Source organism: Leptolyngbya sp. PCC 6406 (assembly GCF_000332095.2).
Lineage (GTDB): Bacteria > Cyanobacteriota > Cyanobacteriia > Phormidesmidales > Phormidesmidaceae > PCC-6406.
The window spans coordinates 3374335-3390467 of sequence record NZ_KI913949.1; the positions used below are offsets into that span (position 1 = coordinate 3374335).

11 protein-coding genes are annotated in these 16133 nt (G+C 48.6%); all 11 read right to left on the reverse strand.

What is annotated here, in order from left to right:
* Window positions 1–475: 475 nt before the first annotated feature.
* Entirely contained in the window at window positions 476–1270 is a 795-nt protein-coding gene (locus tag LEP6406_RS28315) for a helix-turn-helix domain-containing protein (protein ID WP_008318702.1), read from the reverse strand.
* 58 nt (window positions 1271–1328) lie between these two features.
* On the reverse strand, window positions 1329–2105 hold the full coding sequence (locus LEP6406_RS0214940) for a pseudouridine synthase (protein WP_008318704.1): 777 nt from the start codon (window positions 2103–2105) through the stop codon (window positions 1329–1331).
* A 252-nt stretch (window positions 2106–2357) separates the two neighbouring features.
* A complete protein-coding gene (locus tag LEP6406_RS30400; protein WP_008318707.1) occupies window positions 2358–2867 on the reverse strand; it encodes a prepilin-type N-terminal cleavage/methylation domain-containing protein in 510 nt (169 codons plus the stop codon).
* Window positions 2868–2948: 81 nt separating this feature from the next.
* A complete protein-coding gene (locus tag LEP6406_RS0214950) occupies window positions 2949–3911 on the reverse strand; it encodes a prepilin-type N-terminal cleavage/methylation domain-containing protein (RefSeq protein ID WP_008318709.1) in 963 nt (320 codons plus the stop codon).
* Window positions 3912–3926: 15 nt separating this feature from the next.
* Complete coding sequence (locus LEP6406_RS30405; RefSeq protein ID WP_008318711.1) at window positions 3927–4619, reverse strand: prepilin-type N-terminal cleavage/methylation domain-containing protein; 693 nt, start codon at window positions 4617–4619, stop codon at window positions 3927–3929.
* Window positions 4620–4639: 20 nt separating this feature from the next.
* The gene (gene hpsA / locus LEP6406_RS0214960) at window positions 4640–9175 is read right to left on the reverse strand and encodes a hormogonium polysaccharide biosynthesis protein HpsA (protein WP_008318713.1); all 4536 of its coding nucleotides are present in this window, start codon (window positions 9173–9175) and stop codon (window positions 4640–4642) included.
* A 792-nt stretch (window positions 9176–9967) separates the two neighbouring features.
* Entirely contained in the window at window positions 9968–11101 is a 1134-nt protein-coding gene (locus tag LEP6406_RS0214965) for a glycosyltransferase (RefSeq protein ID WP_008318715.1), read from the reverse strand.
* Window positions 11102–11177: 76 nt separating this feature from the next.
* Window positions 11178–12476: a UDP-N-acetylglucosamine 1-carboxyvinyltransferase gene (locus tag LEP6406_RS0214970; protein WP_008318716.1), complete on the reverse strand. Its 1299-nt coding sequence runs from the start codon at window positions 12474–12476 to the stop codon at window positions 11178–11180.
* Window positions 12477–12554: 78 nt separating this feature from the next.
* A complete protein-coding gene (locus LEP6406_RS0214975; RefSeq protein ID WP_008318719.1) occupies window positions 12555–13739 on the reverse strand; it encodes a glycosyltransferase in 1185 nt (394 codons plus the stop codon).
* A 76-nt stretch (window positions 13740–13815) separates the two neighbouring features.
* A complete protein-coding gene (hpsE, locus tag LEP6406_RS0214980; RefSeq protein ID WP_008318721.1) occupies window positions 13816–14778 on the reverse strand; it encodes a hormogonium polysaccharide biosynthesis glycosyltransferase HpsE in 963 nt (320 codons plus the stop codon).
* Between the two features lie 251 nt (window positions 14779–15029).
* Window positions 15030–15953, reverse strand: a complete 924-nt coding sequence (locus tag LEP6406_RS0214985) for a LysR family transcriptional regulator (RefSeq protein WP_008318723.1) — start codon at window positions 15951–15953, stop codon at window positions 15030–15032.
* Window positions 15954–16133: the final 180 nt, after the last annotated feature.

The following is a 16133-nucleotide window of genomic DNA, read 5'->3' on the forward strand; positions in this document are numbered from 1 at the left end:
GATGGGGTATTGGGGTGGTGGGGTATTGGGGTGGTGGGGTGGTGGGGTAAATCCCGGAGGGGCGGGTTTAGCTCGTGTCTACTGGGAAATCCCCAATGGGGGGCTCAAAACCCGCCCTACCCAGTGCCGGGTAATCCAGGGTTGAAGTTAATTCCGTAGGGACAATCCCTTGGGGGATCCCAAATGGGGGGCTCAAAACCCGCCCTACCCAGTGCCGGGTAACCGATATTGATCTGGATCCGTAGGGGCAATCCCTTGCCTGTCCTGAGCGGGTCGTTGGCGGAGCCTGCCCAGAGGGCATAGGATGGTTGCCCGGTGCGCGGGTGACCGATGTTGGGGTGATGGGGTGTTGGGGTAGATCCCGTAGGGGCAATCGCCCGGTAGGCAAGAGATACACCAGTTCTCGGTGTCATCGCGAGAGATGTTGCCTTGGGCGTGCAGCCGCCTTGAGCGTGCAGCCGCACGCCCCTACAGGTCAGGGCAACAGTGCGGTGGCTTCGGTGGGGGGGAAGGCAACCTCCGTTACCACTCCCGGCTTGCCTAGGGACTGGGACGTGCCTTCATTGAAAGACACCATCACACCGCCCGCATTTCCAGCCCGGATGACCAAACGCTCATCCGCCGTCCAAGTACGGGAATCCCCCTGCCGGAGGACGCCTTCAAAGCTGACTTCTCCATCCACCGTAATGCGTAGCCAAGACTGGTCCTGAATTTCCACCGCCACTCGCACTGGGGAGTCGGTAGCAACAGCAAGGCTGTTGTCACTTACGCTTGTCTCCTGGGTCGCCTGGGGGGAGGCAGGCGGCTCCATAGCAGCTTCCAAATCTTCTCCTGTCAGGGGTGGCAGGGTACTGGTGCCGTAGCCCGCTTGCTTCAGGGTGTAGGACAAACCGCTCACCGCTGCCCCAATAACCAGGATGTAAATCATGTAGAGGTGGACAGGGCGCAGTTGGGGCGTAATCGCGACCCGCCAGAAGGACCGTTTGGGTTTTACCTGGGGAGGGGTGAAGTATTGGCTGGAAAGGGTATCGCCATCCAAATCCAAGAGATTGGCATACTGGCGAATAAGGCCGCGAGTATAGACGGGCTCAGGGAGTTGCTGTACGTCGGCAGCCTCAATGGCCTTCAGGAGGCTGGAGCGAATCAGGGTTTTTTCCGCGATCGCGTCATGGGTCAGATTCCGGGATTCCCGCTTTTCCCGCAGGATACGCCCGATATCCACCAGTTGCTCCCGGTGCAAATCAATAAGGTTGAGGGGTTGTCTCTTCATGCGAGGAATCTAGGAACGGGAGGGAACTCGACATAAATGAATTTATCAACGGTTGGGGCTAGCGAGGCTGTATTGGGGAGGTATTGATGGCTTTGATCGGTTGATGGGTCTGATTGGATTGTAGGCTAGCCACTTCATCTTTCGTTAAATTTCGCACATAACCCGGTAATAAACTAGCCAATTTGATCGATCCGATGGCAATTCGATGGAGGCGCAGCACCGGATGCCCTAGGGCTTCAGCCACACGACGAATTTGGCGATTGCGGCCTTCGCGCAAGACCACCTCCAATTCCGTCCTGGAGGCTTCCTGAGCGAGGGTTCGGACTTGGGCGGGCAATGTCCGTTGCCCCGCCAGCACTATACCGCGCTGCCACCGTTGGAGGGTAGCTGGGGTAGGCTTCCCGGCGACCCAAACCCGATAGGTTTTGGGCACGTGGTAGCTGGGATGGGTCAGGCGAAAGGTGAGATCGCCGTCGTTGGTCAAAATCAAGGCTCCAGTGGAATTAGCATCTAAGCGCCCGACGGGGTGAATGCCGGTACCTTGTTGTAATTCTGGGGGTAGCAGCCCCAAAACGGTGGGGCGACCCCAGGGGTCTTCACAGGTAGAGACCACATCTATGGGTTTGTTCAGCAGTAGGTAGTGGTACTCAGGACGATTTTCAGGACTAATTATCCGACCATCCAGTTCCACCCGATCCAATGCCGGATCTGCCTGCTGCCCCAGGTGGGCCACGGTACCGTTCACCTGGACCCGGCCCGCACGAATCAGCGTCTCGGCCTGCCGCCGAGACGCTACGCCCCATTGGGATAGTAGTTTTTGCAGGCGCTCCGCCATCCAGACTCTTCGGTGATCCTTTCGCGATCTCATCATCTCCCAACACATGCATCTATGTCAGGGAGCAATTCCATAAAAAGTAGTGGTCATGGGAATGGGCACAAAAAACATTAGACCTTGAAGTGGGATGGACGCAAACCAATTACGGCTTTTCCATCAGGCTAATGTTTTTCGGGAATTTTGACATCCCATAAAATATCTATTTTTTGATCAGTGAAGGCACATTTTCATGTCGGATCGTAGCGGAGAAAATCAGTTGCACCCATCTCCATTTTCATTGGCAAGACCACCTAAGAGGGTCAATACCTTGACACAACTTTGACGCCCACCAACATTGGTTGGAGAAATCGTGACTGTGATTGGTGCACTTTCCACAACTCCATTATAGTCAAAGGCAACTGTCGTAGAAGTAGCTGATAAGGTCAGCATTCCTGGCTTCACGCTCTCCCCACCCAGAGGTTCTTTAGTGCCATCGTTAGCAGTAGAACCAACGCTGACAGTAGGTGTTGGTTCACCGGGATAGAAGGTTACAACATGCTTACGTCGCTCTGTTATGGCTCTATTTTGGGCCTGTTCTAGAACTTGGCGAACTTCATCGCGAGTAGCGACGACCCGCCGACTCATGAGGTAGGAAAACCAGTCAGGGGCAGCAATGGAGGCTAAGATACTCACAATAATCACTACTACTAGCACCTCAATCAAAGTAAAACCTACTGTAGTTGATTTTGTGACAGATTTAGGAATATTGAAGGGAAGAGGCATAATGACTCCAGGAAGTTCTCTAGCAGGGGATTGGGAGTAGCGATTATCTATCTCTATACGGGAAGCTAGAATGGGGACAACTTACTGATTTTTATCCAGAACTCCTCGCACCAAAACTGCGGTACGGAGAGTCGGCAAACCACTAGACTCGCTCAAGGCACGAATAAGTCCACCACCACTAGCGGGTTCAAAGTTGCCTCTTAGAAAAATTTCAACATCTTGATTTAGATTGCCCTCCTCAGCACCAGCAGGATCCTGAACACAGGTAAAAAAGCTTGTTGACTGAGATGCATCGACAGGATTTCGCATCATACCCACTGGACAGGTGAGAATTGAAACATCGTTGATAGAGCTATCAGGTTCATCAACGTAATCCACTAAGACTACAGGATTAACACCTGTAGGAGTAGCAGTAGCTCTCCAGTTTTCAAATGTCAACTCAGGATTGGTACGAGAAACAGGCTCTACATATCCCGGCGTTGAATTCAGACTGGTAGCCGTCATGGTCTGATATTTAGGTAACCGATAGCGTACAATGCGAGCCCGACCAGGCCAGGTAGGATTTCCGTCGTTCTCAACAAGCTTATAAACTACAAGGGAATAGGTAGCTTGTCTTACCTTAAGAACATTACACTCATTTCTTTGAGCTGCGGGCATTCCAGGGCAATTTAGAAAGCTCACGTCATCAATTGGATCAAGCCGCCAAAAGGCTAATACTGTATTATTAGCACCACCAGGCAGAGCATCCTTAATCGAGTCCACGGCGGCTGATGTACTAGGTGTGGAGTAGACATACACCGCTTCTCTCACATCAGAGGCGATATATTCCAGGGCACGCCGCATATCCCGCTGGGTATTGTCTACTGCCGTCTCCCGGCGCTCTACTTGCAGTAGCTCTAGTACCAGTTGCAAGAGAACGGTAATTATGATGCTGCCAATCAGTAGGGCAACCAAGAGTTCTAGCAGTGTAAAACCCGACTGCCGAAACTTAATTGCCCGCGAGAGCCACTGATAACGCCAGTTGTGGGACAAGGAGAATTTCATGGGTTTCGGGGATTGTTAATTGCAAGACAAGCCAGTGGAGGCACCACCCGCCAGAGAATCGGCGTAGGTACAAAGAGAACCGCTAGCATCCCCCCGCAAAACGTTCGTATACAAGATGGCAAGGGGACGGTTTCGGCGTTGACCTTCTCCACTGGTCATACCTATAGCGGCCTGCTCAATCCCGAGAGGATCACCATTGCTGATAGCCTCCTCAGCGCGAATATCGTAGACACGCACTCCCATAGAAAAGGCTAGGGGGGTTGATTGCCCAACACGGAATACCCCCGGATCTCGAAAGACTTGGATGGCAAAATCGTCTGAGCCATCGCCGTTGGCATCTACCCGTATTGCTTGAGTTGCAGCATCAGTGAAACTGGTGGAAGCGACAAAGCTAATCGGAGCTGTGACAGCGCGAATGTCGGCGGTGGGGGTTGATAAGGGCAGATTATCAGCCGTGGCGGATCCTCTTTCCATGATTAGACGAATACGGTCAATTTCGGCCTGAGCCAGATTAAGAGCTTGGTCAGCTTTTTGGCTCTGGACTCGGGTAGCAACAGTGAGCACCATGGCAGGGGCAATGGCTGCAACACTAATGCCGACGACGATGATAGCTACCAAACACTCGATTAGGGTAAGCCCCGCTTCGGTATCTTGGGCGGGGATCCAGAACCACCGCCCCATTTTGGAATCAAATCGTTGGGTACTCATGGGCTATGGCCTCCGATAGGCTAAGAGCAGGTGGCTTTGGGATCAATCTGGTTACCGCCACTGTCTTTTGCACAGCGCAATAGCTTGATATAGGGATCATCTACTGACAACTCTCGGTAAAACTCACTGCGGGCATTACCCACAGAAATGAACCGTAGCGAGACTGGGTGGGGTGGAGAATATTGCAGGGCTACGTCATAACCCCAAACCCGATCGGGTGCACCGTAATAGTCAGGCATGGTATTTGCTCTCAGGGCATCTGTCGGTTCCCAGGTATTTAGGTTGAAAGGGGCAGTTGCACTATGACTAAAGAAGAGCTGATAGAATCCACCAGCAATGTACAACTTAACGCCCGCCCACTGCTCATGCATCCGAGGAAAATTGTGAATGCCGCCGTAGGATTGGGATGGACGAGACGGGACAATTCCGGAAATCAGAAGGGCGTTGACAGTTGTTTCCTTGGCTTTTATCAGGTTGTTAAATCGGGCTTTTTGGAAAGTATTGGCTACATCTCTAAAACCCCAGTAGTAATAGGGACTAGGAGAAACAACTAAGTTAGTCTTCGTACCCCCCGAGTTGTAGACATTGCCATCACGGTCAAAGTAAACTGGAGCGCCAGTGCCAGTACCATTCTCACGGAGTACTTGATCGGGATTGGGACGTGATAGTTCAGTACCACCACTGCTGGAACGACCCAGGATATTCATATTCTCGAAGGAAACTTTCCCCTCGCCTAGACCGCCACTAACCCCCAAGAGATCGGTGTAGGCAGCCTCTACAAAGCCATCCTTGAAGTTGTCTGAATGGATATAGACAGCATCAGCCAGAATCTCAGCAGGTCGCCATGGATCGTTGGTGGAGTTAGCAAAGTTCGTGAGATGTAAGTTGGAACGATTGTAGAATTTGTTAAACGTGAAACCCTCCCTCAATAGCTGGGTAGTAGCAGGACCAAACTCTTCCAGGGTCGGACTACTGCTATGGAGGTTGAAGTCACCGTGGATGATGACACTGTTGTCAGTAATGAAGGTCAGACCAGACTGAACTGTCGTGGCGCGACCAAAGCTTGCTCCGTTACGTAACCGGAAGCCATAGGGACGACGGTCAGGATCGGGGGCAAAGTCTACCGGTTTGGTGCTGATCTTATGGACCGATAGCGGCGGATCCTTGGCATCCAGCGCATTGGCAGGAATGCTCATATAACAGGCGGAGTTGGCAGCAGCATACTCCCTAAAGACACTGTATTGGTTACAGGTAGCATCTGTACCACTGGTGGGACGCACAATCTCGTCCTCACGAACAGCATCCTCTCGGAATGCGTAGGTTAGGCCAAAATGCTCAACACCTGATGCCTCCTGCCCATAAAACCAGTTATCTGCCATCAACCGGCCTACATGGAGATCAAGGACGCGAATGGCCATATTTTCGCGGCCACTGTAGGTGATTTTGTCAAGAACAGAGACATCAAACCCAGTAGGTGAACTGCCATCATCATCCGTGACAGTCAAACGAAACGGAGCTTGATCTGGGGAGTTGGCATCACCCCAAGTTGCTACCAATGCAGCTTTACCGGTGTCAGTTGGCAAAGTCCATCCAGAACCTGTTGCTGCTTTAGGATCTGCTGCAATAGCTTCAATTTCAGCATAGGTAATAGCAGCGAAAGTCTGAGTTTGATTGTACTTAGGGGCAGCAGCACCAGCGACGTAGTCAATATATGGCTCGGTGGCAATGCTCAGATTCACACCTGTCATTTCTGCGGTGGATACCCGACCATAAGTACCAGCAGGGATGGTGGTAGATGCTGCACCATCGTAACCGTGACTAACAACAGGGAAAAGGTAGAAGAGCGATGGAAAGCGAGGCTTAGCATTCTTTTTGGGGCAAAGAGCCAGAGCTAAGCTCAAAGCATCATCTTCGTCAGCAACATTGTAGTAAGTCGTGTTGGCAAATATGTTTGGATCACAAGTTACGTCGTATGAAGTAACAGGGTATACATCAACGCCATTTGTCACAGAGCCAGCAGTGCCAGCAGAGGTGGTATAGGTTGCTGTAGCCGGATTATATGCACCTGCTCCCCAAGTCTGAGTACTGACCTTCGGCAAGCCCAGCCCATTTTTAAACCCAAAGGTGCGGTCTCTTTCAATCTCCCAGTATCGATACCCAGCTTCAACCAAAGGCTTGTTTGCTGCTGTCACATTTGTTGAAGCCTGCCAATCCTTGTAGGTCTTGGTAGCATCGCTATACAGGGAATTGTCCGCGTTATAAGCTGCGGTCAACTGACCAGCTAATCCGGGCCAATCTGTAAGCGGAACATCGTCGTATTCTGCCTTGATGGCTTCTAGATTGTAGGCCAAGAGACTCAGGGTACAGGCAGCAGTGTCAAGAGTACTGTTGTCTGCCGGACTCTTATCTGTGATGGGCAAAGTCCTACGAAGTACCGAGAAGTCACCCCACATGGACATATAGGGGTAAGGGTGGACAAAGGTATTTTGGACTGGCTCAAAGGAAGGAGCGCCACCATCGGGATCTCCTGCAAACTTAGCAAGATTGTTTAGGGCATCATCCATTTTCCCGGCAGTGGGAGCGATTACACTAAACTCCCAACCATTGGTACCCTTTCCGGTCAAGAAATCAGTCATGACCTCGGTAGCATCATCACTGCGCTTGCGGAAGGTCCGGCTATTAGTGACTGCCTGCAAAGTTCCATGGTGGGCTGTAGTAGCAATACAAGCTTGAGGAGTAGTGCCACTACCAAGATCCCAGCGATAGACAACCATACCTTGGACTGCCGCCAAGTTATCTCGCAGGGTGCGGCGTTGCTTTTGCTCAGCACGGCCAAACTGACGCGCATTAGAAACCGTATCTACAGGAATATTAAGGGGTGGATAGAGCGGATCAACGCCTAATGTATTTAAGTCTCTAGGGTTAACATTCCAGCCATTGACATTACCCAACTCCAATCGCTCACCCACAATGAAGCGACTCCCTTTGGTAATGGCCTGCCTTTCCCAGTAGCCGTCCAAGCCCCCCTCTGAACTGGTAAGGACAGTTGTATTACCACCTGTAATTGACGCACCAATATTCCCAGGAACATCGATCTTGGTTTGTCCTTCGGCGGTGTAGCTGGCCTTGGGTCCCCAACGATTGTCGGCTCGGAAGACATCGTCGAGAGCCAGGTTTTTCAGTAGCTTCTCGTCAATTTCTTGAATTCGTCCCTTGAAAGCCTCGAATCGCTTAACACGTCCATCTGCATCATCAGTTGGGTTTGGATCAGTAGAAACCCATCCACCGGTAGCCCCACCGGGAGTAACATGAGACGAGATATCTTGTAAATAAACTTTGACAGGATCTAAATAGACTCCCTCTCGGGTTTTGTCTGGATCCAAGCCTGTGCCAATAGTAGTGCCCGTGACTGACTGATTTGCAGCACTTAGGGTTACTTGTGCAGCCGCAAGTGCCGCCTGCTCGTGATGAATAATAGGAGCAACAGAAGAAGAAGATCCACCCAAGTTCCGTAGAACGAGCTGGCCATGGAATCCTGTTTGGCTAATGTCTCGACCTACTGTGATATCGGAGGCTCCTGGTCCATAGACACAGGAATTTTTGGAGCTAATCATGTAGCCCTTGAAGTTATTCCCGAAGATCAAGCTACCCTGGGTGTGCATTGCACCATTCCAGTTGAACTCCGGACCAGAATAGACTTCTAGGTCATAGCGAAACCAAGCTCCCCACTTACTACTACGATCTCCTTCTCGAACTTGTTGAAACTCTAGGGTAGTTGCGGTGCCACTGATATCATTTAGATCCGCGACAAAGGCATTGACTTGAATATTTTTTTCAACCTTTGTGGGGCTAACAATTTGCCAGCCCTCTTCACTCCGTTGACCCTCACCCGCTCCGCTGGCTGCGACACAGGCGTTGGGAGCCTCTGATGTACTAATAGGGCCGTTACGAGTAACCTGTGCTTTGGCCTTGTCAAGCGTAACTGGCGAATCAATTGTCTGGCCAGCATTTGAATCGTCAATCAAGATGGAGTAGCCCACCACTTGGCTTCCTACGCCAGTACTGAAATACCAGGCATTATCTAGGGTGCCATCACCGTTCAGATCAATTCGGGTTTCATCCGTCAGAGTATATATGTCAGACGGTTCCTTGATAATTTCAATAGAAGTATCTTCAACGGTCGCCAACAGCATCGTTTTCAGCTGATCGCTCGTAGGAACGCGACGGGGCGAGCGAACATCGTTGGAAAATAGATATTCAATCTTGGCCTTGGCCCGGTCAATTGCTGGAGTAGCTGCGTTTGTAATGACCTGCTGCTGGCGAGCCAGAATCGCACTCTCACTACGGCTATAGGCTCTGTAGGTCAACGCGCTCGCTGTCAAAGCCACTACGAGGAGTAGCATCACAGTTGTAGGGAAAACAAAGCCTGATCGTGCTAGCCGCCGACCCTGATGGTGAGAGCGGAACAATACAGTAAGGAGCTTCTGCATGAATCCCTTGAGGGCTTCACGGGGGAAACTTCTGATGGACTTTGTAAAGTGACGAAAACGAGACATAGCAACTGACCTAAGTGAGTTGACGGCGAGCGCCTGTTTAACCTACACGAAGCTGAAAACGATAGAGAAGCCTTGTGGTTTACAAGAGAGCTAGGACGAACCCCAAGGTAATGGTACTCATGAAGCCTACATACTCGCCCCCGCAGGGGCACTGATTCTCATCAAGAGACATAAGACTGCCTTTCAGCGCTTCGGTAAGCATCCAGAAGCAAGCGATAATAGCACTGGAATATGAAGCTTCTGTAAATTAGCCATGTGCAGTATGGTACCCACCTCTGTTCGTAAAACGATCATGCAAGCCGGAAAAGCTTTCCCCATAAGCCTCCTAGAGATTCTTGCCCACGGGGCAGTGGTCTTCTAGGCCCTGGTAGTGTCTCTAAGCAGACTATGGGCTCTAGAAGAAGACGTGCTATCGATAGAGAATGTTTCCCCAGCGGATCTCCCAAAGCCCTGATTGACTGACGCAAGTTTTCGGTAGGCGTTTCGGTAGGCGGTTGACATCGCGCCTACACGAACCAAACCTGCCTGCGCGGGTTTCCTAAAGAACATCCGGCTCTTCCGGCTTAAGTATGGAAAATCGGTCCTCGATGACCTGAAAGCATTGCTATACAAGGCTTTTAGCTTAAAATAAGTCTTCAAGGCTCTTTTTATGGGGCTAAGGCTTACAAGCATTGGTATGAGAGGGTTTTAGGCATCTTGGGTCTTGGCTTCCCATAGCCAGACCGGAAGAGCCAAAAAGAATCACATCCTGGGAACCCAGTGTGGCTGAATTCCTGTGAAGTGTACAAGTTTTCAATGAGCACTTTTCACGGAAACATACATTTCATGTAAATAGTTTATGTATAGCGATTTTTCATATCTCGCCTTTAAAAGGCCAAGGGAATTACGGCCAAAGGTTTCCAGCCTAGGAACATCCTGAACCAACTCAACCAACTTGGATAGTACATCATCAAATTCAATATCACAGAGTAAGCCGTTATCATTAAAGAAGCGTTTTTTTGTGAATCCCTTGTCTGACAGGAGGAGTGCATTACCTGCATACATAGCCTCAAGAACACTCTGTGATGGGTAGTTATCTGGCTCAATAATAGATACAAAAATTCGACTCTTCTCTAGTTCTGAAAGAATGTTTGACTGGTAGCCAGTTACGACAATACCAGCAGATATTTCCTCTAAAAGAAGACGATTGATTTCAGAGTGCTCTGGACCTTCTCCAAGGATTTTGACCTGCCAACCTGAATGATTTTCCAAAAAAGCTTTGACAACCTTGGCAAACAATAGTCCATTTTTTCTTGGAATGAGCCTATGAGCAAATACAATAATATTTCCTTTTTTATTAAAAAGTTCGTCTTGATTTATTGTATATTCAATAGGATCGAAGAATGGAATTGGTGCTTTGCCCAATCTAGGTGTTGGGATGAATTTGGCAGCATTGATATAAACCGAGTCACTGACGGCATTAAAATAGGAATAAGCTTCTAAATAAGCGCTCTTCCGTTTGGACATACTTTCCACATAATCTGGGCTAGTGATCTCGAAAACTGTTTTTGCCGATGTGTGTTGGCTGATACTTTGAATTAATCGCAAATCAGAATAAAGAAATACATGGACTACCTCTATTCCATTGTTTCTTATAATTTCAAGAACTCTGTTCTTGTAAAATAAACTTAAAAGTTTTCTAAGCCCTAAGTATTTTACTATTTTCCCTACTCTCTCGATCTCTCTTAATTGATATAGCCAGCTATTATCAACGATTATATAATTCTCCAGAAAATTACTGTACTTTGTTGCTGACAAAGCCCTGAAAAAGCGTCTTGTTATTAAGAACTTGCACTCTATCCCTCTTTTGTTTAATTCATGGGATAGCTTTAGAGCTCTTTTTTCTGCGCCACTAAGAAGATTGGAATCAATGAAAATTGAATACATAACTTATTTCCTTTGATCTTTTCTAAGGAGAATCTTATGGCCTAAATTTCTTTGTATCTTGAGTTTCAAGACTGTATCAGTTCAAGGAATAAGATCCAAGAGTGACTTTTGCTCCAAGCTGAGACAACTTCTTTTCTAAATGATCATAACCCCTTAAAATTTGCCATGCATCATTAATATTGGTAGGGCTGTTGGCAGCAAAACCTGCAACCATCAATGCTGCACCGGCTCTAAGATCTAAAGCAGTAACCTGAGCTCCATGAATGGGGTGTCCTCCTTCAATTATGAGAAGGTTATTTTTTACCTTGAAAGCTATACCCATTTTTGCTAGTTCTTCAGCGTAGGCATAACGACCAGGAAACCTCAGATCAATAATGCGACTTTCTCCAAGGGCTACAGCTCCTAAAACTGCTAATAGGGGTTGCATATCGGAGTTGATACCTGGATATGGTCCTGTACTGATATCTACAGGGTAGCAGTCTCCCCCTCTCACAATAAGACGATTTTCCAATCTATAAAAACGAACACCGCTTTCTCTAAGATGAATCAGAGGGACTTCTAAGTGGTTGAATGGAAAATCAAGAATCTCAACATCTCCTGAGGTAATAGCTGCACCTATAAGCCACGTCAGTGCTTCAATATTGTCAGGAATAACTTCGTGAGTAGTACCTCCTAGCTCAGCCACACCGTCTACCAGAATACTTTCTTGTCCGCGAACTTCAATTTTTGCTCCAAGGGAACGAAGAAACCTCACGAGATCAAGGATTTCTGGACGAATATGAGGTCCCCAAATGCGTGTAGTACCTTCTGCTAAACATGCAGCAATAATGCTATTTTCTGTTGCACCTGTAGACCGAATGGGTAAAAATACATCTGTTCCTCGTAGACGCTTGCCATTCGGAACTTCAGCACAAAGATAGTTTTCTTCTTCCCATACATTGGCCCCCAATGCTTTAAGTAACATAATATGGATATCATAATTTCTGTCGCCTAACTTGCATCCTCCAGGGAGAGGAACCTTGCCCTTACCTGTCCTTGCGGTTAAAGCTCCTAAGATTAAAAGTGTATTGCGAATTGATCTCTTATCCCAAACAAGTTCTGATTTGGGTATTTCTATCTCTGATATTTCTATTTCGTCATCACCTAAAAGACGACATTTTTTGCCCAGCTTTTCTAGCATCTCAATGTGAAGACGTGCATCTAACAATGTGCTTGGATAATTTTTCAGTCGAATAATTGCGGGAGTAAGTAAAGAAGCTGCTAGTAGGCGTAAAGCCGAATTTTTTGCTCCACTTACTCTCACTTCACCAACTAATTTCGATGGCAAAACCGTGATGCTGCTAGAGCTTTTTATTGCTTCAGGAGTTTTTAGCATTGAAATTATACCAACTAAACTTTAATCTTGATTACAGAGTACAAAAGATGAACTCACCCAACGAGTTATTATTTTAATTCATGAGTTCATTAATTCCATATATTTAATTGTGGAAGATTCCGCGTCAAATTCAGATGCTCTCTGCTTTAGAGAAATTTTATCAGGGCTACTGACTAGGGCAATATCGATGACTTGTGAAAGGGCTAATGAATCTCCTACAGGAGTGAGCCATCCATATTTTCCGTCCGCTAGAATTTCTGCTGGTCCATAGTCACAGTTAGTTGATACAACGGGACATCCGCAGGCTAGAGCCTCAATTAGAACAGTCGGTAGAATTTCCCATATTGATGACAAAACCAGCAACGATGCTCGACTCATATAGCTATAAGGATTAGGAAGAAAACCTGGCAAGGAGATGTCTTCAGTTAGATCCAAACTATCAATTAGCTTCTCAATTTGTGGGCGCATTTTACCATCACCCAGGATTAGTAGCCGAGCTTTTTTCTTGCGTCGAAAATCATGAAAAGCATGAATTAAAGTTGGATAATCCTTTTGGATTTCTAGTCTGCCCACAGCTAGAATTACAGGTGGCTCTCCTACTTCAAACCAGGGATGATTAATTGGCTTACCTGACTGCTCAATTAGGTCTTGATTAACAACAGGGTTATAGATGACTCGAATTTTCTCTGGGTTAACTTTTTTCTGTTCCTCAAGTTCTTTAGCAATACCCGATGACACTGCAACAACACAATGGGACATAGGATAAAGAAACCGGACTAACAGCGGCATCAAATTTGAGGTGACAGAAATATTGGCTCGACTTTTAGAAGTGCTTTGTTCTACCTGAAGTAATCTATCGATAGGCAATGTATGCTCTGCCAAGATCATTAAGATTTTCTGGCCGGAGATTAGTTTCGCAAGTACCGAACAGGCATTGACACCTGGCAACCGAGAAATAACAATATCAGGCTTGCTTTCTTTAAAGTAGGCTGTCAAATAACGAGTTAACCTGATCAGATACTTAAGTCTGTGTTCTAATGCTCCTGTACCCAAATCAATAAGCTTGGTTCTTTTGGGAAGCTGGCTAGACAGTGGTCCTGAATTAGATAAAACTACAAGCTCCATAGTGGCAAGGGTTTCAGAGGCAATCCTATGCATTAGCCTTAAGTTATTCTTTTGTATTCCCCCTCCCTCACAATCTGACACTAGACAAGCGATTTTTTTGCTATTCAAATTTTCAATATTATCTTTCTGGGTGTTCATGTTAATGCTTTAAATATCCTGATTAAACAGCAATTTATCAGTTTAGTTTTCTTGGCTTAAAAAAATACAATCATCCTTACCAACGGCGGATATATAGGGGGCTTAATAGGCTGCCCAAGTAAAACTCAAATTTAAATGCGGTGGGGAGATCTATATTGATATGACCTTTGTGCTTGAGAATATGGACTGACAATCTCCGTAGATTTCCCAAAAATATTCGCAAGACAATTAGGGGTTTATGCCAACTATTAGCAGTGATGAGGGCCAGTTGACAAGTGGCTAAGCCACACCCTCGGGCTAGGGTCATCAAATACTCTTTTTCAAATCGTTGTCGAGAAATTTGATGATAGGTTTTGAGGGCTGGATTATATAGAATTTGCCAGTTGCCCTTATGGATATAGAGCAAGGGCTCATAATCATCTCCCTGAATAAATAAGCCGGGTAGCTTGCCGGTCAAGGCCGGTTGGGCTGGAACGCAATCAACCCAGGCTTGCCTGCGAATCAGCAGGGAGGCAGCAGGCGGCAACTGTAATTTATCCGGTTCAAAGGCAATAACTTTGGACCCATGATCGCGAATGGCTAGAAAGGCTTTCACTTGCTCAAAGCCTTCAGGAGGAGTGGTTTCGTAGCACCCCTCAATACGGCCACTAAAGGCTCCTGCTTTGGGGTGGCGGCGACTAAAATCCACTGCCTCCGCCACCCAGTTCACTTCAGGTAAATTGTCGTCATCCAGAAAACCGACTAACTCGCTGGTGATGGCCTGCATTGCAGCTTGGCGGGCAAAAGCGGCCCCTTGGCGAGGCTCAAAAATATAGCGTAGAGGAAAGGCGGAGGGCCACTGAGTCTGCAATTGGCGAACTACTTCAGCGGTATTGTCTTGACTATTGTTGTCAATGACAAGAACCTCCCACCGCAGCCCTTCTGTGTTGACTTGGGCTTGCAAACGCTCCAAAACCTGGGGCAGGCGCTGGGCTCCGTTGTAGGTGGGAATCGCCACTGTGATGTCTAGAGGGGATGGGATCCCTTCGGTCTCAGGCATGGCTGATGCTCTGGGGATGTTGTGGGGGTTGGGCTGTGCCTAGGGTGCCCAGGTTTTTGGCCAGACCTAACTTAAACCGAACTTAGACCTAACTTAGACTGTTCATGCACAAGATCATGCACAAGATTAGGGTGGATTTCACGTTGGCGCTTCCACTCGCAGAGCAGCCACTCTGCCTCTACACCCCAAATCTCTTTTCCAGGGTGGGTTTAGGACATAGGGGGGAGGGGGATTGTATAGCCTAACGGCATTCAAGAAAGGCTGAGCCTGCCCGATAGGGCTTGGGGGTGAGGGCCAAAGCGCTGTTGCAAAAATTCCGTCAATAGCCGCACCTTTGTCGAGAGGTGGCGGTTGACGGGGTACAGCACGCAGACCGCGATCGCAGGAGCGGCATAGGGGGCCAATACCCGCTCTAATCGCCCCGCCTGGAGATCGGATGCCACAATGAACTGGGGCAGCAGGGTAATCCCCAGTCCCCGCACCGCCGCCTCTCGCAGGGGCTCGCCATTATTGGCACAGAGGGGACCGCTGATGGTGACTCTGTGGGGGCCATCGGGACCAATCAGAGTCCACTGATTGTCGCTGGTCAGGTGGCCGTAGGACAGGCAGGCGTGGTGGGTGAGATCGGCGGGGGTGGCGGGAGCCCCCTGGCGAGCCAAGTAGGTGGGAGCCCCACAGAGAATCACCGGAGCGGGACAGAGTTCGTGGACGATCAGGCTGGGGGCGGTGGGGGGCTGGGCAATCCGTACCGTCACGTCGAAACCTTCGTCGATGGGGTCGATGAAGCGATCGCTGAGACTGAGTTCCACATGGAGGTCGGGGTACTGAAGCAGAAAATCCGCGATCGCGGGGGCAAGGTGCAGGGTGCCAAAGGTCATGGGGGCATTCACCCGCAACTGGCCCCGAGGCTCGGTTTGCAGGTGAGATACCGACCGCTCTGCCTCCTCCACATCGGCCAAAATTGCCCCACAGCGTTCGTAAAACGCCTGCCCTGTGGGGGTAGGGGTGACCTTGCGGGTCGTGCGGTGGAGTAATTGCACTTGGAGATCATCCTCCAAATTCATCACCAGCTTATTCACCGCCGATCGCGATAGGCCCATCTGCCGTGCCGCCGCCGCAAATCCCCCAGTTTCCACCACCTGGGTAAAGGCCCGCATACTTTCAAATTTGTCCATCTTTCAAGCTGGTCCATCATCGCCATCGTCCGGGTCCATGGCCTGGGATTGTCGTCTTTTTGGAAACAGTCTGTCAATTACATTGGCTATTGTATTTTATTTTAGTTCAATTCATAATAGGGACATCCAATCAAAGCGGGTCTAGGCAAATTCCCCAAATACTGGGCAGCGTGAGTTTTG